Below are 19,952 nucleotides of genomic sequence, written 5' to 3' on the forward strand. Positions count from 1 at the left end.
ACATCCTCACGGCCCTGCTCGACGGTCGGGCTCTGACGGCAACGGAGCTCGCCTAAACGGCGGGCATCACGGCGGAGACCGCGAGCGGCCACCTCGGGAAGCTTGTCGAGGGGCGCTTGCTGGGCGTCGTCGTGCAGGATCGTCGCCGTTATTTCCGGCTCGCCTCACCCGAGGTCGCATGGATGCTAGAGACCATCCTGGTGGTGGCGGCAGCGGGACCGGAGGCGACTAGGCTACGCGCGACGCCCCGGGTCAGACCGGAGCTGCGTGAGTCCCGAACCTGCTACGACCATCTTGCCGGACAGCTCGGTGTCGCCATCGCCGACGCTCTCTTAACGCGCGGCCTGATCGAGTTGGGTGACGAGGCCGGCGAGGCGACAGAGGCCGGTCGCGCGTGGCTCGCACGGTTCGGCGTGTCGGTCGAGCCCGTCGGCAAATCCATGCGGATGTTCTGTCGCCCCTGTCTGGACTGGAGCGAACGGCGACCGCACCTCGCCGGCCGTCTTGGGGCTGCGCCGTGCAACCGATGCGAGGAGCTGGGCTGGATTGATCGAGCCCGGGAAGGGCGGATCGTGACCGTCACCGAATCCAGCCGGAGCGGGTTCGCGGACGCGTTCGCGTATCGCATGTCAGGAGGGTGAGGGTCTAGCTATCAGCTGGTGTCCGCTTTCAACGTCAAACGGAGTGCGCATTGAATGACCGGAAAGGGCGCAACGCCGAACGTCCGGTTCCGGTCGTTAAGCCAACTTCCGCTTGCCACCGAGGCTGTGTGAAAACGCAGAGGCCCTCCGAAATCGTAGAACAATATTTTATGAGGTAGCCATCCAGGCATCCTGGATGGTGGTGTCGATGCCATTTGGACGCCTGGTCCGGCGCTGCCCAGAGCATTCGAGGGGAGATTCCTCTACCGGCTCCGCGTTTTCACACACCCTCCACCCATTGCGAAAGGTCGGAGAGTCCGCTTCTAGGCAGTCTGGTGTGCCAGGTTCGGCAGCCTCTGGCCAAAAAACGACCGGTTGGTTTCGGTCTGTTAGGCCTCTGAACCGGACATCGCAGGACGTCGGCTGCCCGCATTATTCGAAATCCATTGCACAGACAAACGACACAACTTTCCGACAGTCGGAATAGCTCACGGCGTGCATCCCACCCGCGTCGGGAAAGGGATCGGACCCTGTGACAGTTCTGGCGTTAGGCGCCCCGGCACATCCCTGGGCATCCCTTCCGCGACCTGAGCAGGCTAGCGCTTCTCCTATGCACCGTCGCCGCGGCGGACGAGCGCCAACGCGGCCTCAGCATCACCACGCCGGAGCACCTTGAAGTCCTTGTCGGCAAGCTGGTTGTACTGCGCGAAGAACGCCTCGACCTCATCGAGCATGCCCGGGCGCAGGTCAGATAGCGCGTGGACGTGGGCATGTGTTCGCGCCTTTACCGCCACGCCGATGAGGCGGTCGTTGCGCTCCCACGTTCCGTCACGCTCCCGCTGCTCCGCCTCGATCACGCCGAGTAGGCGCGCTTCCAGTAGGCAGCCGGGGAAGACTGAGGCATCAAGCAAGATAAGGATGTCGAGCGGATCGCCATCAGCGCCCCTCGTGGAGGGGATCATGCCGAAATCATACGGGAAGCTCATGCCCTCCGGCAGCACCATCTTGAACTGAAAGGTGCCGAACGCCTCCGAGTAGGCGTACTTGTTCGGGCTACCTTTGGGCGTCTCGATGATGACGTGGACGGCACCCTCGTTGCCGAAGGTGGGCAGGCGGCTCAGGAGCGCGGCAGGCTGAGACAAGGAGGAACTCCGACGCGGCCACGCGCCGCAATTGGAAGAACCCGAGAGGAACCGGAGGGGTCCCTAATCAGCGGCGGTGGTAACCGAACCTGGCGTGCCATCCTGTCTGATCACCCCACCCCTGAGATCCCAGCGCAGGAGTGACATCCATTAAACGGCGCTTGTCCCGGACGCGAAAGCCAGGGCCGCCGCGGCGCTCTTGTCGAGAGGCTGTCAGGCTCGCCGTTGCACCCATAGCAGGGCAGTCAGGCCCGTTCCGCAATAACCTCGCGAGGTCGAAGAGCCGGCGGCGTCCGCCAGGGCTGCAAGGGCGGCGATAGGCAGGGTTCCGCTGGGACCTGACCGACCTGAGCCTAGGGCCCCGTCTGACGAGGAGCGGCAAACGCTGCGGGCGCTCATCCTGTGAGCGCAACCCAGCATCAAGCAGCTTCGCTGTCCGCGTGGCGGAGGCAGTGCTGCAGGTAGCCGACCTCGTGGCGGCCGGCGAGCTCGACCACGCTCGACCACAACCACGACGGCGCGCCCTCCGCCGCCTGGTTGCTGCCCTTCGTTACCTCGCTGCGCCAGCCCGAGCGGGTCGACTCGTCCATCTGCCGGCCATGCGCCCTTCCAACCACGTAGGCGAGGTAGTGCGCCGCCCGCACCGCCTCCCTGCGGCTGAACTGGTCGACGTCGAGCTTAAGATCCTGCGGCGCCAGCTCGCGCATCACTACGGCCTTGCCGAGGAGGCGCAGCGGCAGCATGCGCTCGCCCAGGTTCGGCGACAGCGCCCGCGCGCCGGCGACCACCCGCTCTGCCGGGTCCTCAGGCATCTCGGCCCCGGGTGCCGGCGGCGCTGCGGCTTCGACGGATTCCTTCAGGTCGACGAGCGCCAAGCTCCGCTTACCCCGAGGTTCCTCGATCCGCACAAGCGCCGCGTAGCGCAGGAAGCCAAGCGAGGAGCAGCCCTTCATCCAGTAAGCCGCGTCGACCAAGCGCACGTCGGCGTCCACGCCGCGCCCGTCATGCGCGCGCACTAGGTCACGCACCTCCTCCCGCCGGAACACCTCGTCCAACGCGGCGCGCTCGTCGCCGTCGAGCGCCCAGAACTTGCGCCCGAGCGGGATGGCAGGCTCGACGTCCTTCAGGCGCTCGCGGGCGAGGTGCTTCCAGTGCCGACCCAGCGCTCGGTGGCGGACCGTGCTTACCACGTCGGGCTCGGGCGGGGGCTCATTGGCGGACGGCCCGGCGAGCCCTTGCGCGTAGCCCCGGATCATCTCCTCCAGCATGCGCGCGGTGACCACCCCCGGCAGGTCCGAGCCGCGCGCGGCGCTGGCGAGCGACAGGCCGAGGCGGACGAGGTCGTGCGTGGGGTTGCCGACCACCGTCTGGTCGAGGTCACGGATCTGGATGTCGACGTGGCCGTCGGCGTCGGCGAGCGGGCCGAGGTTACCGAGGTGGCAGTCGCCACAGATCCAGACCGCCGGGCCTTCGGGCAGCGTGCCGCGTGCGAGACCATCCAGCCAGTCGTAGAATTGCAGGGTGTTGCCCCGGACGTAAGCGTGAGCGGACTTAGCCATCTTGAGGGTGCGTTGACGTTCGAGAGCCTCTGCACGTTTCTCGGGACCATACGCTCCGTTGCCGCGCATCGACGCACCTTCAGCATGAGATCACGCACCGGGCGAACCGCTCCCCGGCCGCCCCGACAACCCGCAAGGGCACGTACGCGCAGCGCGGCCGATTGCCTCCGCTGTGGATTACCGAGCGAGCTATCGCGCGCGGTGAGCCCTGATGCGGGGACGCAGGGGAGACGAGGATTGGAGGACAACGACCCTGGTGAGCGCGGGCAACTCGCCTTTCGAAGGATGATCTCGGCCATCCTGGCGCACCTTGTCCCGCATCAGGGACATGGTCGGGACGTAAGCCTAGTCCTATCCGGGCTTGGAGGGCCGTGGGCCAACCACGGTGGCGGAACACGCGGCCGCGACAGGATATTTCGCATCCAGAACCGTGTCCTCCGTGTTACCGCTCGCGGCTGAGCTGACTTGGCACGATGCGGGAGGCCGAGCCGCCCCGAGAGGACCGCCCCGAAGTCATGGAGCGCGACCGCGTCATCATCGGCATCCACGGTCTGGCGAACAAGCCGCCGGCCGACGAGAAGACACGGTGGTGGAAGGCGGCCATCGCGGAAGGGCTGACCCGCAACGAGGGGCTCAGCGACCCGGATTTCCTGTTCGAGTTCGTCTACTGGGCGGACCTTAGGTACGACACGCCGCTTCCGGTGGACGACAACCGCGAGCCGTACCGCCCCTACGACGGTGACGGGCCGTTGCCCGGAGGGGACGAGGCACCTGCCACCACCGTGAAGGACGTGCTGGCGCCGGTGTACGCGGGCATCGACCGCATCGAGGAGGCGACCGGGGTCACGCTCGTCGACGACCTCATCCTGGAGCACCGCTTCGACGACCTGTGGCACTACCACGCGGAGCAGGGGTTCGCCCGCGACGTCCAGGCCCGGCTGATCCGACGCCTGCGGACATACAGGCATCATCGCATCCTGCTCGTCGCCCACTCGATGGGCTCGGTCGTCGCCTATGACGCGTTGCGGCTGCTGGAGCGCGAGGATCCGTCCCTACGGGTCGAGCACCTCGTCACAGCCGCCTCGCCCCTGGGCCTCGCGAAGGTGAAGCTCAAGTTCGAGGCCGAGCACGGGGCCCTGCGGGTGCCCGACAACGTCTCGGCCTGGACGAACCTCGCCGACGGCGACGACGTGGTCGCCATCATGGGAGCGCTGGACGCGGATTACGGGCCGAACGACCAAAGCGTGCGCATCAACGACCAGCGGGTCGTGAACCGATATCAGCGACCTGACGGCGAGCCGAACCACCACAAGTCCTACGGCTATGTGCGGACGCCGGAGTTCTCGCGCGTCGCCCGAGCCTATGCCGAGCCCGTGCGCCACGCGGTTCGTTCGAGGCCGAACCGTCTCCTGGCCGGAACTTAGCCGGCTGACGAGCCGTTTTTCGGTTCCCAACCGTTCGGGACCGTGTGGCGTATGTCCCTGTCGAAGAAGGTGAAGGTCGGCCTCGACGAGACCCGCATCCTGATCCTGGGCTCGCAGATCCTGCTCGGCTTCCAACTCCAGGGCGCTTTCCGCCCCACCTTCGAGCACCTGCCGTTCTACGCCCGCGTGGTCTGGGTCGCGGCACTGGGCCTGATCACCCTCACCATCGCCCTCCTGATCACACCCTCGGTCCAGCACCGGATGGTGGAGCAGGGACGAGACACCAAGCGCCTGCTCGGCGTGATCGGCCGTTATGCCGGTCTTTCTCTGGCCCCCTTTGCACTCGCGCTCGGTGCCGACCTGTTCCTAGCCGTCGAACCGGTGCTGGGCCTCGGTGGCGCCGCGGCAGCAGGGGCCGTCATCTGCGCCTTGGCGCTGCTGTTCTGGTACGGGCTGGAGGCACTCAGGGCACGCACCACAGGAGACAGGGAGCGCACCATGACGCGCCAGGAGCCGGAGCACGAGCACACCTCGCTGGAGACCAAGATCGAGCAGATGCTGACCGAGGCGCGCGTGGTGCTGCCCGGCGCCCAGGCCCTGCTCGGCTTCCAGCTCGTCATCACCTTTTCGGAGGCGTTCGAGAAGCTGTCCTTCGCCTCGAAGCTCGTGCACCTGGGCGCGTTGGGCCTGCTGGCGCTCACGGTCATCTGGCTGATGGCGCCGGCCGCCTTCCACCGCATCGTCTACGCCGGCGAAGACGCGCCGGACTTCCACGTCCTGGGCAGCCGCTTCCTGCTCGCCGCGAGCGTGACGCTGGCGTTCGGCATCGCGGCCGATCTCGGGGTCGTGGTGGCGAAGGTCATCGAGTCCCAAACGGCCGGCATCATCGCCGCAGGTATCTCCCTCATCGTCCTGGTCGGGCTCTGGCACGTGTACCCAGCGCTCTTACGACGGAGACGGGCGCTTCCCGCCAGGCACGGAATGCCAGACGAAATCATCGGGCTGCGCTGACTGTCACTCGTGCTCAGGGTTGGCACATATCATACCGGACCTTACGGGAGACGACTTGAAGCCACCTTACGGCAGCGCTAGGCCGGCCAAGCCGTAGACCAGCGCCGCCACGAGGGCGGCCGCCGGCATCGTAATCACCCAGGCTACCACAATGCCCTGGGCCACGTTCCAGCGGACCGCCGAGACGCGCCTTGCCGCGCCGACGCCCACGATCGCCCCGGTGATCGTGTGGGTGGTCGAGACCGGGATCCCGAAGGCAGTCGCGGCGAACAGAGTCAGTGCACCGCCGGACTCGGCGCAGAAGCCTTGCATGGGTGTCAACCGCGTGATCTTCGATCCCATCGTGTGCACGATGCGCCAGCCGCCGAGCAGTGTGCCGAGCGCCATGGCGCTCTGACAGGACAGCACGACCCAGAGCGGCACGTGGAACGCGACGCTTTCCTCTCCATGGGCGTAGAGGAGCACGGCGATGATGCCCATGGTCTTCTGGGCGTCGTTGCCGCCGTGGCCCAAGGAGTAGAGCGAGGCCGAGACGAACTGCAGCTTGCGGAACAGACCGTCCACAGCAACTGGCGTGGAGCGCACGAAGATCCACGATACGCCGAGCACGAGCAGCAGCGCGAGTAGGAAGCCCAGCGCCGGCGAGAGCACGATCGCGGCGCTCGTGGTGATGACGCCCGGCCAGACGATTGCACCCAGGCCGGCTTTGGCGACGCCGGCCCCGAGAAGGCCGCCGATGAGAGCGTGCGAGCTGGATGACGGAATGCCCGCATACCAAGTCAGCAGGTTCCAGGTGATCGCCCCGCCGAGCGCGCCCAGGATCACGCGGTCATTCACGACTGCGACGTCGATGATGCCGGACCCTACCGTACCTGCGACGTGCAGGCCGAAGACCAGGAACGCCACGAAGTTGAAGAACGCCGCCCAGAACACGGCGTAACGCGGCGCCAGCACTCGGGTCGATACGATGGTGGCGATCGAGTTGGCGGCATCGTGCAAACCGTTCAGGAAGTCGAAGAACAGGGCGACGGCGATGAGGGCGATCAGGAGTGTCACGCGTGCGGTCCGTCGTCTCAAACGTGCTCGACGACGATGCTGCTGATCTGGTTCGCCACGTCCTCGAACCGATCCATCACCTTCTCCAAGTGGTCGTAGAGTTCGGACCCGACCAGGAAAGCCATGGGATCCTGCCGGGACGCCCTGAACAGCGCCTTCAGACCGGCATTGTGCAGATCGTCGGCGCGGCCCTCCAGCTGGATGACACGCTCGGTCAGGCTGTTCAGCGCGGCGGCGTTCTCGCCCAGTGCCCGCAGCTTCGGGAGAGCCTGCGCGATCACGGCTGCGGCTTCCTGGATCACTTCGCCCATCTCGCGCATCGCCGGCTCGAAGGCAGTCACCTCGAAGAGCTGGACCGCTTTGGCGGTCTTGAGCATCTGGTCGATGGCATCATCGAGCGAGGTGACCAGCGCCTGGATGTCGCCGCGGTCGAAGGGCGTGATGAAGGTCCGGCGGACCGCAAGCAAAGCGTCCCGGGTGATGGCGTCAGCCCTGTCCTCGTGCTCGGCGATCGCGCGGCAGGCCAGCGGCACGTCCTGCGTTCCATCGAGCAGCGCCCGAAGCGCGGCCGCACCGTCCACGAGCGTGGCGGCATGGCGCTCGAACAGATCGAAGAAGCGGTCCTCCTTCGGCATGAGCGCGCGAAACCAAGCCAGCATGCGAAGTCCCGGTGTTGAGGGTTAATCGTCCCGCGGCCGCGGTCGTGCTTGGCGACATACCATGGCCGTTGAAGATGCGAGTGCATCAATCTCGCGAGCCGTCGAGAACTGCTGTTTGGATGGCGGAAGGCGACTTTGAGGGCTGTGATGCAGCCGCTCACAGCTTTCCGAGCGCCTCACCGCTCGATGAGCTGCACGCCACGTGTGTCAGTTTTTGTCACGTGAGCGTCAGCATTAGTCGTTTGCCGGCTTCACCGAGGGGCGGCATCCTGTGCGTGAACGATGCAGGAAGCAGGATGACGCTCGCACCACAGCTTACCTCCTCTCGGGCTGTTGCTCCGTCACGGGACGCGTCACGCACGCTGGTAGCGACCGGCGTCAACCACGCCCTGCACGACGGCTACACGGACTTGATCTACGTGCTCCTGCCGGTCCTGCAGGCGGAGTTCGGTCTAGGTTACGTCGCCCTCGGGCTGTTGCGTACCCTCTACAGCGGGACGATGGCGGCGCTGCAGATCCCAGCCGGCCATCTCGGGCAGGTCCTCGGTGCCCGCAATGTATTGGTGCTCGGCACCTTACTCAGTGCGGTCGGCTATACAGTCGCGGGCGCGTCGGGCGGCTTGCTCGGTCTGTGCGTCGGCCTCGCACTGGGAGGGGCGGGCAGCAGCACACAGCATCCCTTGGCTTCCGCGGTGATCGCCCGAACCTACGGCCGGAGCGCACGGGGGCCACTCGGCACCTACAACTTCACCGGCGATCTCGGGAAAGCGTCGCTGCCGCCCCTGGTCGGCCTCCTGCTGACGCTGTTGAGCTGGCGCATGGCTCTCTGGGTCGTCGCCGGAATGGGCGTGGTGGTCGCGCTCGGTGTGGGTCTCCTGCTCCCGCGTGATTCTACCTCACCAGCAGAGTTGCCGGGCAAAGCCACGACAGCAATGGAGCCACAACGTACCGGGACCGTACGGACCGGCTTCTGGCTGCTCGTCGCCATTGGCATGCTCGACAACGCTGCCCGGCCGGCCTTCCTGCTCTACCTGCCGTTCCTGCTGCAGGAGAAGGGCGCCGCGCTGACCACGGTGGGTCTCGCGCTCTCGTTGGTCTTCGTCGGCGGCGCGCTGGGCAAGGCCGTCTGCGGCCGGCTCGGGGAGCGCCTCGGCGTGACGACAACTGTGATCGCCACCGAAGCCGGCACCGCCCTGGCGATTCTGGCGGTGATCGCCCTTCCGCTCGCCCCCGTCCTGCTGCTGCTGCCGGTGCTCGGCCTGATGCTGAACGGCACCTCCTCGGTCCTCTACGGCACCGTGCCGGACCTGGCTCCGGGCGGACGCGTCGAGCGGGCGTTTGCGGTGTTCTACACCTGCACGCTCGGCGGCAGCGCGCTCGCGATCCCTCTACTCTACGGCCGCCTGGGTGACGCGGTCGGACCGAGCTGGGCGGCAGCCGCAGGTGCTGTGACCGCGCTGGTCGTAGTCCCGATCATGCTCGTCCTATCAACCCATCTCGCGAAGAGAGCGACCGTTCAGCAGCCTCTACCTCGCTGATCAGGCCCATCCAGCGCCACACTGGCAATCCCGAGCCGCTTCCATGAGCCCGTTCGTCCTCGCTTGCGTGATGTGCGCCGCGATCCTGCATGCCGGCTGGAACGCGGTGCTCCGCGGCGGTGACGACCGGCTCTGGTCCATGACGCTGATGATGATCGCGGTGGCCTGCGTCACCGCAGTGGCAGCGGTGTTCGTACCGTGGCCCAACGCGGCGAGCTGGCCCTACGTGATCGCATCGGCCATCATCCACACCGGCTACAACCTGTCCCTCGTGCGCACCTACCGCTTCGGCGATCTCGGGCAGACATACCCGATCTCACGCGGGTCCTCGCCCGTTCTGGTCGCCCTCGGCGCGATGATCTTCGCGCACGAGGCCATCAACATCGTCTCCGCCATCGGCATCGTGCTGGTGTCCGCCGGGATCATCTCGCTGGCCTTCCAGGGCAAGGGGCTCCGAGCCGACTTCCTCCCGGCTGCCCTCACTACGGGCGTTCTGATCGGGGCTTACACCGTCGTGGATGGCATCGGTGTCCGGCTGGCCGGGAGCAGCGTGGCCTACACGAACAGCATGTTCCTGCTCTGGAGCCTCACGATGCCGCCCCTCTACTACCTGATGCGCGGCAAGCGCCCGGCCTACACCAGGGCGCAGACCGGGATGGCGCTGACCGGCGGCCTCGTCTCGCTCTTCGCCTATGGCATCGTCATCTGGGCCATGCAGTACGACGCAATGGGCGTGGTGTCGGCGCTGCGCGAGACCAGCGTGGTCTACGCCGCCGTCATCGGGCGCGTGTTCCTCCAGGAGACGCTGACCACGCGTCGGGTCACGTCCTGTCTCGCGATTGCCATGGGCGCGGCGTGTCTGGCCTACTGATCGGTCGACTGGGGATTGAATTTGTTTCCTCGCCAAAACCGAGTGTTGGCGTCAATCAAACAGGAAGCGCAAGCAACATGGCGGCAGATTTGAACGTTCGGTCGGGTCAGTGCCATTGCGGGAGCGTGCGTTTCGAGGTGATGCTCAGCGACGGCTTCGGCTCGATCCTGCGCTGCACATGCTCTTACTGCCGAATGCGTGGTGCCGTCGTTGCAATGGCAGGAAAGGACGGGGTTAAGATCCTGAAGGGCCAGGAAACGTTAACAAGCTACCGCTTTAACACCGGAGCAGCGCAGCACTTCTTTTGTTCCAGATGCGGAATATACACGCATCATCAACGGCGGTCCGATACGGATTCATATGCTGTCAACGTGGCTTGCCTGGACGGGGTCAGTCCCTTCGATTTCTCCGAAGTACCTGTCACTGACGGCGTCAACCACCCGAATGACACCGGCAGACCAGCGCGTCGAGCAGGTACCCTCCGCTTCATCGCCACTGACGAACCGCCGTCCAAAGATCCATCCGCCCGCTCCTGACCCGGTGCCATGCTGAGCAACCTTGAGATCATCGCCCGGCTGGTGCTAGCCGCCATCCTGAGCGGCCTGATCGGCGTCGAGCGCGAGCGCCTGCTCTGGGCGGCTGGCCTGCGCACCCACATGCTCGTGGGCGTCGGCGCTTGCCTGATCATGATCGTCTCGGCCTTCGGCTTTGGCGACGTGCTCGGCGCCAAGAACGTCGTGCTCGACCCCTCCCGGATCGCCGCCCAGGTGGTCTCCGGGATTGGCTTCCTCGGTGCGGGCACGATCCTGCTGCGTGGCGAGGTCGTGAAGGGCCTCACCACAGCGGCAAGCCTCTGGGCGGTGGCGGCGATCGGCCTCGCGATCGGTAGCGGCCTCTACGTCGCCGGGACCGCCACCACGTTCATACTGCTGGCGATCTTGGCCGGGCTGAAGCCGCTCCAGGAGCGCTACCACGACCGGCTCCAAGTTCAGCCGCTGCGCGTCCTGGCCGATGCGGGACAGGTCACGTTCGACACGGTGCGCGAGATCGCCGGGGATCGTGCGTCACGCATCCGCCAGTTCGTCGTGCAGCGAGCGGCCGACCCGGATCAGGACGAGATCCTGATCTCGTTCGCGCGTCTCCCGCGTCAGTCGGTCGCGGAGATCGCCCGCGCGCTCAGGGCACGCCATGGCGTCATCAGCGTCGAGAACGTCGAGGGACAGCTTTAGCCGTGGTCCCCAGCGTTTGCCGCACAACCGCTCCATGAGCGGCCAGTTGTCGGACACACACGGAACCAAGCGGCTAACGAAACAGATCGATCGGGGATGTCCATCCCCCGAAATCGGCGCATGATACTGTTAGATCGGTGTTGGTGATGGGCAGGATGATGGAGGTCCAGATCCTCGGCTGTGGGGACGCTTTTGGCTCCGGCGGACGCCTTCAGACATGCTTCTACATCAGGGCGGCTGGAAAGCGGTTCCTGATCGACTGCGGCACCACGGCCCTGATCGCGATGCGCCGCTTTGGCGTCAATCCCAACGCCATCGACACGGTCTTCCTGACCCATCTTCACGGTGACCACTTCGGGGGCCTGCCGTTCCTCATCCTCGATGCGCAACTCATCAGTCGTCGAACGGCACCCCTGACCATCGCTGGTCCGCCCGGTCTGCGCCAGCGGCTGCCCGCGCTGATGGAGATACTCTTCCCGGGGTCGAGCAGCGTCGAGCGGCGCTTTGCCCTCGAACTCGTCGAGCTTGAGCCAGAGATCACGGCTGTCTTGAATGACGTTGAGGTAACACCGTTTCCCGTCCGGCACCCCTCGGGCGCCCCGTCCTTCGCTCTGCGGGTCACCTGTGAAGGGCGGACACTCTGCTACACAGGCGACACGGAGTGGGTGGACGCCATCATTCCCGCTGCTCGAAGTGCCGATCTCCTGATTGCAGAGGGCTACACGGCCGAGCGACCCGTCCGGTATCACCTCGACTGGGCCACCCTGCGGCGACACCTGCCTCAGATCGCGCCGCGACGCGTGCTCCTGACGCACATGAGCGCGGAGATGCTCGGTCACCACCCGGACGGCTATGAGGCTGCCGAGGATGGGCTTACCGTCGCAATCCGGTGAGACCCAGCAAGTTCGATTCCTGCCCTTCCGGCAATCGTGATCAGGGCAGTGGGGCCAAGCCCGCTTGATATAAGACGCTAACCGAGAAGGATTGGACGGTACGGATGGCCCGTCCTGCTGCCCTACTGGCCAGCGTAGCGCCGCCGTTCCTGTCGCCTCCTGATCTGCTCCACCATAGCTCGGCCAGTATTCGTAAGAGCCCAGCGGCCCTCGTTCTGCTGGACCAGTTCACGATCCGCCAAGCAGAGCAGTGTCCTGAGTTCAGCCCGACTGGATGGTATATACCCGTGCGAGAGTTCGCAGCGTGTCAGCATCATGCGTTGCTGAATGGTCAGGTGGGTTCCCCACCTCATTTCGGCTTGTCCACGGATCTCAAGGCCGGATGGTGTACTTCTAAGACTGCAACGCTGCACCTGACAGCCGGTGCCTTGAGGCTCCGATACCTTGAGCTTTAGTCGCCACCTCGCTTATTCTTCGCCCATCAGGGCTCCCGCGAAGCCCTTTATTAGATGCGCAAGCTCGTCCTCCTGTACGAGGCACGCAGCTTCCGCCGGAGCAAACCAGTGCAGGGCGCGCTGGCTCTGCTCCGGCCAACGCTCATGCTGGCCATCAACGCGCAGCGCATAGACGCGGACCTCGCAAGGGACCTCCACGCCGTTATCGAAGCGCTTATCGTAGCGGTACTTGCCGAGTGAGTTCGTCTCGATCTGTCCCTTCAGCCCGGCCTCCTCGAACGCCTCCCGCTCGGCGGCCTGATGCGCCTTGCGGCCGACCATCGGCCAGCCCTTCGGGATGATCCAGCGCCCGGTGTCACGCGAGGTGATCAGCAGTATCTCTAGCCGCCCTTCAGGGCTGATGCGGAACGGCAGAGCCGCAACCTGCTTGAGCGGCTTGGCCTGAGCCTTCCGCAGCAGCTTCTTTAGGCTCGACCGTTTAGATGGCTTCTTCAGTGCAAACCTCAGGAATGCGGGCGGGAGGGGTTCGCTGCCAAGGGCTCTGCAACCAATCACACCATGGCACCTCCACATAGATGAAACGACCTCACCACATCGGGGGCAGATCATCAGCAGCCATGATGCCTCTTTAGACCCGCATCTGGCGCAGGCGGACGGCCTACTGCCTATCCTTGTCTGTGGCGCGGGGGTGGGCTCTGGAGCGCATTCGACCCGCCCTGCTACTCCCGGGAACGGGCGATGTCCTCGGGGTCGAACCGCTCGCGGACCCGCTTGAAGCCCAACCCGACCGCGATGTGGGCGATTTAACGAAGGTTCGCCGGCCGATTCGCAGGACCTTGGGAACCTCGTCGGCGGTGAGGAAGCCGGACTGGCTCATAGGCCCTCCCGAAACACGGCTGAGTTTATCCAGCGCTGACACCGTCTGCCACCGCCGGGAAGCGGGATGTTCATGCGCTCCGCCACCTCCCGGACCGGTCTGAGATCACGGACGAACGCCGCTACACCTAGAGACTGCGGTGCAGCCCGCCTTCCCTGACGGTGTCGTATCGGGCCTTACCCTTATGAGCGCTTGGGCGGTTGCGTCGTCACAAGCATTTGCTTCATCAAGAAGCGGCGCGAGCGAAACTGCCACCCGGCGCGCCCGAGCACCGCGCCCGGACAAGCCAAGCCGATCAGCGACGAGTACCGAGCGGCGGCTCTGACTAACGCGGCATGGTGGTCAAGGAGCTTCGCTCGAAGAGGAAGCCAAAGCGATAGGACGCTGACATGCCGAGGCGGTCGTCGGCCGATCAGACTTCACGGGCAGACAGCTTGAGGGCCGCGCCGTGGTTGCTCTGGTCGGGATCCATGACCCGGATGCAGGGCGCGCTGCATCAACACGGTATCGACCCAGCGTCCGAGCTTGAACCCGACCTCCCGCAGCGTACCGACCATCTCGAACCCGAACCGGTGGTGGAGCGCGATTGAGCCGGCATTGGCGCTGTCGCCGATCACGGCCACCATCTGCCGCGCCGATCCCTTCTCGCACTCGGCAATCAGCGCTCCGAGCAGGGCCGAGCCCACGCCTTGACCGCGCAGATTGTAGGCAACGTAAACTGAGTTCTCGATCGTGTGCCGGTAGGCGGGGCGTGGCCGGTAAGCCGTGGCGTAGGTGTAGCCCACGATGGCGTCACCGCGGGTTGCGATGAGGTACGGCAGCCCGGCGCTCAGGACGGCCACACGACGCGCCAGCATCTCGTCGGGGGTAGGTTGTACCTCCTCGAAGGTGGCCAAGCCCTTCAGGACGTAGGGCGTGTACATGCGCAGCACGTCGCCCATGTCGACTGCCTGCGCGTCACGCACCATGATCGGTAAGTGTTCCAGATCAGCCATCCGCGGTACACCGGTGTGATGATCTTTAATCGGCGTCTAAAGAGAGCCCGCTCGGTGAGACAAGCGAGCAGCAGTCATGGAAGAGAGACATGCACGGCAGGATAGCGATTCCGACCTCGACCTTCATAAAGTTCACGGAAGCGTGAGAGCCTGTCACGCACAGAGCCACGAGCGCCTGCGCTGGGCGGCATGCGTACTCACCCTGGTTCGGAGCTACACCATGCGCAGGACGTGGTTGTTGGACCGCCCATGTCACCTCTCAGCTTTTCTCAATTTCGGCGACACATACCGCCTTGCGTGACCCGAAGCCCTGGACCTACTGTTTGGCCGACTAACGCTCCATCTGAATCGAGCGATGGCACGACGGAGCCGGCTCAAGGCACTGCTCCGCTATGGAGGAAGTCGCGTGAAGATCGCCCAATGGGGTGCAGCTTTAGCGCTGCTCTGCGGACCTGGCTTGGTGTCGCCCCTGAAGGCCGAGGATTGCGCCAACCGCGGCCAGCTCGACGATGCGTACTGCGACGCGAACAAGGACCTCGTCGCTGATGTCCCTGCGAAGACGCGCGACCCCAGCGTCATCGTGTTCGCCTACACGCCGGTCGAGGATCCCGCTGTCTACGAGAACAGCTTCAGGCCGTTCACCACCTATCTATCGCAATGCACGGGCAAGCGGGTCGTCTACTACCCCGTCCAGTCGAACTCTGCCGAGATCGAGGCGATGCGCTCCGGCCGGCTCACGGTGGCGGGCTTCTCGACGGGTCCGCTTGGCTTTGCCGTCAACATGGCCGGCGCCGTTCCGTTCGCCGCTAAGGGCACCGAGAAAGGGGCCGAGGGCTACAACCTCATCGTCGTGGTGAAGGCGAGCAGCCCGTATAAGACGCTGGCCGACCTCAAGGGCAAACGCGTCGCCCACACCGCCCCATCATCGAATTCGGGCAATCTCGCCCCGAAGGCGCTGTTCCCGGAACAGGGCCTGAAGCCCGGCGAGGACTACAAGCTCATCTACTCCGGCGGCCACGACAAATCGGCGCTCGGCGTCGGTACGGGCGACTACGACGCGGCGCCCGTCGCCTCCGACGTGTTCTACCGGATGGTCGCTCGCGGGACGATCAAGGGCGACGATTACCGGGTGATCTACACGAGCGAGAAGTTCCCGACTTCGGGCTTCGCCTACGCCCACGATCTCAAGCCGGAACTCGCCGAGAAGCTCAAGCAGTGCTTCTACGATTTCCGCTTCCCGCCCGACATGGTGAAGGACTTCGAGGGCGACGATCGGTTCGCGCCGATCACCTACCTCAAGGACTGGGCGATCGTCCGGAAGGTCGCGGAGGAGTCGGGCACGCCCTACAACAAGGCCGCCTACGAGCGGGAGGCTGCCCGCGAGGCCGAGGCAGCGCGCAAGAAGGCGGAAAGCGCAGGCAAGCCGTGACGGCGGGATCAGCGCTGCGCAAGACCGCCGCCGGGCTTGAGGTGGGCGCCGGGGCGGACGATCCGCGCGCCCTGGTGATCCGCGGGCTGGTCAAGGAATACAGGCCTGGCCAGCTGGTCCTGAAGGGCATCAACCTCGTGGTGCCAGACACCGGTCTCACTGCCATCATCGGGCCGTCGGGGACCGGAAAGAGCACCCTGATCCGCTGCATCAACCGGCTCGTGCAGCCGAGTGCGGGGGAGATCCTGTTCCGCGGCGAGGACCTCGCGAAGCTCTCCGGCCGTGCCCTGCGTCGGGCGCGCCGGCGGATCGGGATGGTGTTCCAGGAATACAACCTCGTCGAACGCCTCACCGTGATGGAGAACCTGCTCTGCGGGCGTCTCGGCTACGTGCCGGCCTGGCGCGCGTGGCTGCGTCGGTTTCCAGGCACCGACATCGCTCGGGCCTTCGACCTCCTCGACGCGGTAGGCCTGTCGGGGTTCGCGTCGCGCCGGGCCGACGCCCTCTCCGGGGGGCAGCGCCAGCGTGTCGGCATCGCCCGGGCGATCATGCAGGAGCCCGAGATCGTGCTCGCCGACGAGCCGACTTCGTCCCTCGACCCGAAGAGCTCCGTCGAGATCATGGAGATCCTGTCCCGGCTCGCGGCCGAGCGCGGCGTGCCGGTAGTCGTCAACATCCACAACGTGGCCCTCGCCCAACGATTTGCCGCGCGCATCGTCGGCATGTCCGGCGGGCACGTGGTCTACGATGGTCCGCCCGGCGCGCTGAGCGAGCGGGACCTGCGCGGCATCTACGGCGGCGAGAACTGGCTCGAATGAGCGCGATTGCCGGACGGACCTCTTCGGGCGCAGCCCGCGGCGTCGCATTCCGTCCGAACTGGACGGCGCGGGTCGGCTGGGCGCTCCTCGCCCTCTACGCAATCTATGCCGCCAGCCAACTCGGCTTCGTGCCCGAGCGCCTCGCCAGTGGGCTCGGCCACGGCCGGCAATTTCTGGCCCGCATGTTCCCGCCGAATTTCTCGCGCTGGGAACTGATCCAGTCCGGTATCGCTGAGAGCATGCAGATCGCCGTGATCGCCACGGTGATCGGCATCGCGATCGCGCTGCCGCTCGGCTTCCTCGCGGCCCGCAACTTGATGCCGCCCTGGGTGACATGGCCGATGCGGGCCCTGATCGCCCTGTGCCGCTCGTTTCATCCGATTATCGTGGCGATCCTCTTCGTGAAGGCGATCGGCTTTGGTGCGCTCGCGGGCGTGATGGCGCTGATCGTCGCTTCCGTGGGCTTTATCGCGAAACTGTTCGCCGAGGCGATCGAGGAGATCTCTCTAAAGCAGGTCGAGGCCGTGCGCGCGACCGGTGCGGGTTTTCTGTCGATCCTGATCATGGGAGTGCAGCCGCAAGTCCTGCCGCGCTTCATCGGCTTCGCGACCTACCAGCTCGACTCCAATCTCCGGAATTCCACCATGGTAGGGATCGTCGGCGGCGGCGGCATCGGCGCGACGCTGTTCACCGCCTATCAGCGCTTCGACTACGACGTCGTGCTGGCAATCCTGATTGTCATCGTCGCGCTCATCATGGTGGCAGAGATCGTGTCGGGCTGGGCCCGGAGGGTGTTCCAGTGAGCACTGCGACCGCCGCGCTGGCCCCGCGCCGCTGGCAGCGCTTCTCCCCATGGAGGCGCCTCGCGCGGCTCGCCTTCACCCTGTTCGCGGTGGCCGCCTTCGTGACGAGCCTGCGCACGATCGAGGTGATCCCGGAATTCCTCTATGACGCCCCCGACCAGCTTGCCGACCTGTTCGGCCGGATGTGGCCGATGGATGCCGGCTACATCGCCCCAACCCTCAGGGCCCTGGTGGAGACGCTGCATATCGCGACGCTCGGCACGCTGATCGCGATCGGGATCGCGGTCCCGATCGGGCTGCTAGCGGCGCGGAACGTGACGCCCAGCCTACCCCTGAACCTGCTGGCGAAGTTCGTCTTCGTGACGTCCCGTTCGGTGAACTCCCTAGTCTGGGCATTGCTATTCGTGGCGGTGTTCGGCCCGGGGCCCCTGGCGGGCACGCTTGCGATCGCGCTGCGCTCCGTCGGCTTCACCGGCAAGCTCTTCGCCGAGGCGCTGGAGGAGGCGAACCGCGGCTCCATTGAGGCGCTGCAGGCCACCGGGGCAGGACGCCTCTCGACCCTGCTGCTCGGCTACTGGCCGCAGGTGAAGCCGGCCTTCTGGTCAATCGCGCTGTTCCGCTGGGACATCAACATCCGGGAATCGGCCGTGCTCGGTCTAGTCGGCGCGGGCGGTATCGGCGTCGCGCTCGATACCGCGCTCAACCTGCTCTACTGGGATCAGGTTGCGGTCGTGCTTGCCGCAATCTTTGGCACCGTTATCTTGGCTGAAATTGTGGTCACGACGCTTAGAGCGAGAGCTTTGTAGGAAAGCGCTCTGTCCCTGACTGTAGATTTTATCAGACGGGCTTCTGAACGTGATGCCTCGAGTTAGGACTATAGGATCAGGGCAACGGTCGAGCATTGGAGAAACGCCATGTCGAGGACGCTCAGATCCGGGGCTCTCGCCCTCTGCATCCTGACGCCCCTGCCGGTGCTGGCGCAATCGGCCACCAACCTGACCGCCCTGTGGGGTCTCGCGCCCGTGAGCGCCCTATCGGCCAGCCAGGACGGGCGCGCCGCTCTCGACGCGAACCTCAAGGTTACCGGTGAGATCCAGTCGGGCGCGGCTCGGCAGCCGCTCCTGCTGTCCCTTCCCGAGCAGCGCCAGCTCGCGCTGCGCGACGCCTTCATCACCGACGGCAACGCGGCCGAGCTCGCGGACGGCCTCGGCAGCACGCTCGGCGCGCTCTACCAGACCAAAGCTCGGTACCCCGACTCCAGGACCTTCACGAACGTTGCGCCGTCCGTTGCGCAGCTGCTCGGCTACACCAACAACGTTGCCAAGTCGGATTCCAACGCGGGTAAGTACTTCTTCGCCAACGCCCCCACGAACGGCAAGGCGGCCGTCACAGAGGCTGCGGCGGGTATCCTGACCGAGTGCGGAGGTGTCGCCGACGTGTTCGGCAAGGCATACGAGCGCCCGGCTGGCAGCCAGGGCTCCGACGCCTACGGCAATGCGCGTCCATTCCAGACTCTGCCGCAGTTGTTCGCCTATCGCGGCGACGACTATTTCGGGCGTGGCTCCCACAGCCTGGACTGGCTGCACGGACCGAACCAGAATCTGACCGACAGCCCCTCCTACCCGAGCGGCCACACCACCTACGGCTATACCGAAGCCCTAATCCTCGCGATCCTGGTGCCGGAGCGATATCAGCAGATGATCGCGCGCGCTGCCGAGTACGGCAACAACCGCATCGTGCTGGGCGCTCACTACGCGATGGACGTGCTCGGCGGCCGGGCAGTCGCCCTGCACGCGGTTGCGCACCTCCTCGCCAACGATCCCGCCTATGTGGGGCAGGCCCGCAGGAATCCAGCGGTCGACAACCAGATGAGCCGCGCCACGGACGAGGCTGTAACCCTCACGGACTATCAGGCAGCGCTTGAGGCGGCCCGCGTCGAACTCACGGCGTTCCTGCGCGACGGCTGCGGCAGCACTGTCACGGCCTGCGCGGCGGCCGATACCGGTCGGTTCCGCGAGCCCGCCGCCAACGCGGCCTTGTACCAAGCAACGCAGACCTATGGGCTGCCGATCGTGCATCCGTCCACCGCCAACATCCCCGAGGATGTGGGGCGCCTCGCCCCGGAGGCGGGCCACCTCCTGACCGCCGCGTTTCCCGCCCTCAGCCTGGACGAGGCCAATGCGATTCTGACGCAGACGCAGGGGCCCGGCGGCGGCTTCCTAGACGATGGCTCGGCCTTCGGGGTCTACGCGCGGTTGAACCTGTACGCGGCTGCCGGAAAGGCGGCGACCCTGGCGGCGCAGCGCGGGGCGCCGCGGGCGGCGCGATGAGCCACCGTGCCCGAGTCTCTGCGCATAGGTCGATTACTCGCGCTTTTGGCACATGTGATACGGCCCGAGCCGATGTCCGCTTCGGAGAGGCCGCCGATGGCAGTCGGATGACCGAAATGGGCGCAAAGCCGAACGACCGGTTTTGCGCTCATCGGCTATCTGCCATGGCGAAGCCTGGCCGAAAGCCGCAGGTCCGCTTTCGGCCCAACGATGCGGTAAAGC

19 protein-coding genes are annotated in these 19,952 nt (G+C 65.9%); 13 read left to right on the forward strand and 6 right to left on the reverse strand.

The window, feature by feature from the left end; all coding sequences use genetic code 11:
* Positions 1-116 precede the first annotated feature (116 nt).
* Positions 117-641: a transcriptional regulator gene (locus MKK75_RS08865; protein ID WP_244042221.1), complete on the forward strand. Its 525-nt coding sequence runs from the start codon at positions 117-119 to the stop codon at positions 639-641.
* Between the two features lie 608 nt (positions 642-1,249).
* Here the strand turns inward: MKK75_RS08865 and MKK75_RS08870 are convergent.
* Entirely contained in the window at positions 1,250-1,783 is a 534-nt protein-coding gene (locus MKK75_RS08870; RefSeq protein ID WP_244042222.1) for an inorganic diphosphatase, read from the reverse strand.
* A gap of 419 nt (positions 1,784-2,202) precedes the next feature.
* A complete protein-coding gene (locus tag MKK75_RS08875; protein WP_244042223.1) occupies positions 2,203-3,411 on the reverse strand; it encodes a DUF2252 family protein in 1,209 nt (402 codons plus the stop codon).
* Between the two features lie 446 nt (positions 3,412-3,857).
* Here MKK75_RS08875 and MKK75_RS08880 point away from each other — a divergent pair, with 446 nt between their 5' ends.
* Both MKK75_RS08880 and MKK75_RS08885 read left to right on the forward strand, forming a co-directional pair.
* Positions 3,858-4,766, forward strand: coding sequence for an alpha/beta hydrolase (locus MKK75_RS08880; RefSeq protein WP_244042224.1), 909 nt, complete (start codon positions 3,858-3,860; stop codon positions 4,764-4,766).
* Between the two features lie 69 nt (positions 4,767-4,835).
* The gene (locus tag MKK75_RS08885) at positions 4,836-5,777 is read left to right on the forward strand and encodes a DUF6328 family protein (RefSeq protein ID WP_244042225.1); all 942 of its coding nucleotides are present in this window, start codon (positions 4,836-4,838) and stop codon (positions 5,775-5,777) included.
* A 66-nt stretch (positions 5,778-5,843) separates the two neighbouring features.
* Here MKK75_RS08885 and MKK75_RS08890 read toward each other — a convergent pair whose 3' ends face one another.
* Positions 5,844-6,833 carry an inorganic phosphate transporter gene (locus MKK75_RS08890; protein ID WP_244042226.1) on the reverse strand — a complete coding sequence of 330 codons (990 nt, stop codon included), beginning with the start codon at positions 6,831-6,833 and terminating at the stop codon, positions 5,844-5,846.
* A 17-nt stretch (positions 6,834-6,850) separates the two neighbouring features.
* Positions 6,851-7,492: a DUF47 domain-containing protein gene (locus MKK75_RS08895; protein ID WP_244042227.1), complete on the reverse strand. Its 642-nt coding sequence runs from the start codon at positions 7,490-7,492 to the stop codon at positions 6,851-6,853.
* 296 nt (positions 7,493-7,788) lie between these two features.
* Here MKK75_RS08895 and MKK75_RS08900 point away from each other — a divergent pair, with 296 nt between their 5' ends.
* The 5 genes from MKK75_RS08900 (at position 7,789) to MKK75_RS08920 (ending at position 12,023) form a co-directional block, all read left to right on the forward strand.
* Complete coding sequence (locus MKK75_RS08900; protein ID WP_244042228.1) at positions 7,789-9,030, forward strand: MFS transporter; 1,242 nt, start codon at positions 7,789-7,791, stop codon at positions 9,028-9,030.
* Positions 9,031-9,073: 43 nt separating this feature from the next.
* A complete protein-coding gene (locus tag MKK75_RS08905) occupies positions 9,074-9,901 on the forward strand; it encodes an EamA family transporter (RefSeq protein ID WP_244042229.1) in 828 nt (275 codons plus the stop codon).
* A gap of 77 nt (positions 9,902-9,978) precedes the next feature.
* Positions 9,979-10,437, forward strand: coding sequence for a GFA family protein (locus tag MKK75_RS08910; RefSeq protein WP_244042230.1), 459 nt, complete (start codon positions 9,979-9,981; stop codon positions 10,435-10,437).
* A gap of 9 nt (positions 10,438-10,446) precedes the next feature.
* Positions 10,447-11,130 (forward strand): MgtC/SapB family protein, encoded by a 684-nt coding sequence (locus tag MKK75_RS08915; RefSeq protein WP_244042231.1) that lies wholly within the window; start codon positions 10,447-10,449, stop codon positions 11,128-11,130.
* Between the two features lie 158 nt (positions 11,131-11,288).
* The gene (locus MKK75_RS08920; protein ID WP_244042284.1) at positions 11,289-12,023 is read left to right on the forward strand and encodes an MBL fold metallo-hydrolase; all 735 of its coding nucleotides are present in this window, start codon (positions 11,289-11,291) and stop codon (positions 12,021-12,023) included.
* A 467-nt stretch (positions 12,024-12,490) separates the two neighbouring features.
* Here MKK75_RS08920 and MKK75_RS08925 read toward each other — a convergent pair whose 3' ends face one another.
* Positions 12,491-13,033, reverse strand: a complete 543-nt coding sequence (locus tag MKK75_RS08925; RefSeq protein ID WP_313901842.1) for an NUDIX hydrolase — start codon at positions 13,031-13,033, stop codon at positions 12,491-12,493.
* A 741-nt stretch (positions 13,034-13,774) separates the two neighbouring features.
* On the reverse strand, positions 13,775-14,323 hold the full coding sequence (locus tag MKK75_RS08930) for a GNAT family N-acetyltransferase (RefSeq protein WP_244042232.1): 549 nt from the start codon (positions 14,321-14,323) through the stop codon (positions 13,775-13,777).
* 433 nt (positions 14,324-14,756) lie between these two features.
* Here MKK75_RS08930 and phnD point away from each other — a divergent pair, with 433 nt between their 5' ends.
* From phnD to MKK75_RS08955, 5 genes are all read left to right on the forward strand, one after another.
* Complete coding sequence (gene phnD, locus MKK75_RS08935; protein WP_244042233.1) at positions 14,757-15,779, forward strand: phosphate/phosphite/phosphonate ABC transporter substrate-binding protein; 1,023 nt, start codon at positions 14,757-14,759, stop codon at positions 15,777-15,779.
* Positions 15,776-16,597: a phosphonate ABC transporter ATP-binding protein gene (phnC, locus tag MKK75_RS08940; RefSeq protein ID WP_244042234.1), complete on the forward strand. Its 822-nt coding sequence runs from the start codon at positions 15,776-15,778 to the stop codon at positions 16,595-16,597. Before phnD ends, phnC begins: the two co-directional genes overlap by 4 nt.
* Positions 16,594-17,400, forward strand: a complete 807-nt coding sequence (gene phnE, locus MKK75_RS08945; RefSeq protein ID WP_244042235.1) for a phosphonate ABC transporter, permease protein PhnE — start codon at positions 16,594-16,596, stop codon at positions 17,398-17,400. The genes phnC and phnE (MKK75_RS08945) overlap by 4 nt, the downstream gene beginning before the upstream one ends.
* On the forward strand, positions 17,397-18,206 hold the full coding sequence (phnE, locus tag MKK75_RS08950) for a phosphonate ABC transporter, permease protein PhnE (RefSeq protein ID WP_244042236.1): 810 nt from the start codon (positions 17,397-17,399) through the stop codon (positions 18,204-18,206). The genes phnE (MKK75_RS08945) and phnE (MKK75_RS08950) overlap by 4 nt, the downstream gene beginning before the upstream one ends.
* Positions 18,207-18,314: 108 nt before the next feature.
* Entirely contained in the window at positions 18,315-19,730 is a 1,416-nt protein-coding gene (locus MKK75_RS08955) for a phosphatase PAP2 family protein (RefSeq protein ID WP_244042237.1), read from the forward strand.
* Positions 19,731-19,952 lie beyond the last annotated feature (222 nt).

Origin of the sequence: Methylobacterium sp. J-030, from assembly GCF_022829545.1 — a bacterium.
Classification (GTDB): domain Bacteria; phylum Pseudomonadota; class Alphaproteobacteria; order Rhizobiales; family Beijerinckiaceae; genus Methylobacterium.

Bases quoted from the DNA above. Each gene is read 5' to 3' on its own strand.
- MKK75_RS08875 (WP_244042223.1), bottom strand. From the start codon at position 3,411: ATGCGCGGCAACGGAGCGTATGGTCCCGAGAAACGTGCAGAGGCTCTC.
- MKK75_RS08880 (WP_244042224.1), top strand. From the start codon at position 3,858: ATGGAGCGCGACCGCGTCATCATCGGCATCCACGGTCTGGCGAACAAG.
- MKK75_RS08895 (WP_244042227.1), bottom strand. From the start codon at position 7,492: ATGCTGGCTTGGTTTCGCGCGCTCATGCCGAAGGAGGACCGCTTCTTC.
- MKK75_RS08900 (WP_244042228.1), top strand. From the start codon at position 7,789: ATGACGCTCGCACCACAGCTTACCTCCTCTCGGGCTGTTGCTCCGTCA.
- MKK75_RS08905 (WP_244042229.1), top strand. From the start codon at position 9,074: ATGAGCCCGTTCGTCCTCGCTTGCGTGATGTGCGCCGCGATCCTGCAT.
- MKK75_RS08910 (WP_244042230.1), top strand. From the start codon at position 9,979: ATGGCGGCAGATTTGAACGTTCGGTCGGGTCAGTGCCATTGCGGGAGC.
- MKK75_RS08915 (WP_244042231.1), top strand. From the start codon at position 10,447: ATGCTGAGCAACCTTGAGATCATCGCCCGGCTGGTGCTAGCCGCCATC.
- MKK75_RS08920 (WP_244042284.1), top strand. From the start codon at position 11,289: ATGGAGGTCCAGATCCTCGGCTGTGGGGACGCTTTTGGCTCCGGCGGA.
- MKK75_RS08930 (WP_244042232.1), bottom strand. From the start codon at position 14,323: ATGGTGCGTGACGCGCAGGCAGTCGACATGGGCGACGTGCTGCGCATG.
- phnE (WP_244042235.1), top strand. From the start codon at position 16,594: ATGAGCGCGATTGCCGGACGGACCTCTTCGGGCGCAGCCCGCGGCGTC.
- MKK75_RS08955 (WP_244042237.1), top strand. From the start codon at position 18,315: ATGTCGAGGACGCTCAGATCCGGGGCTCTCGCCCTCTGCATCCTGACG.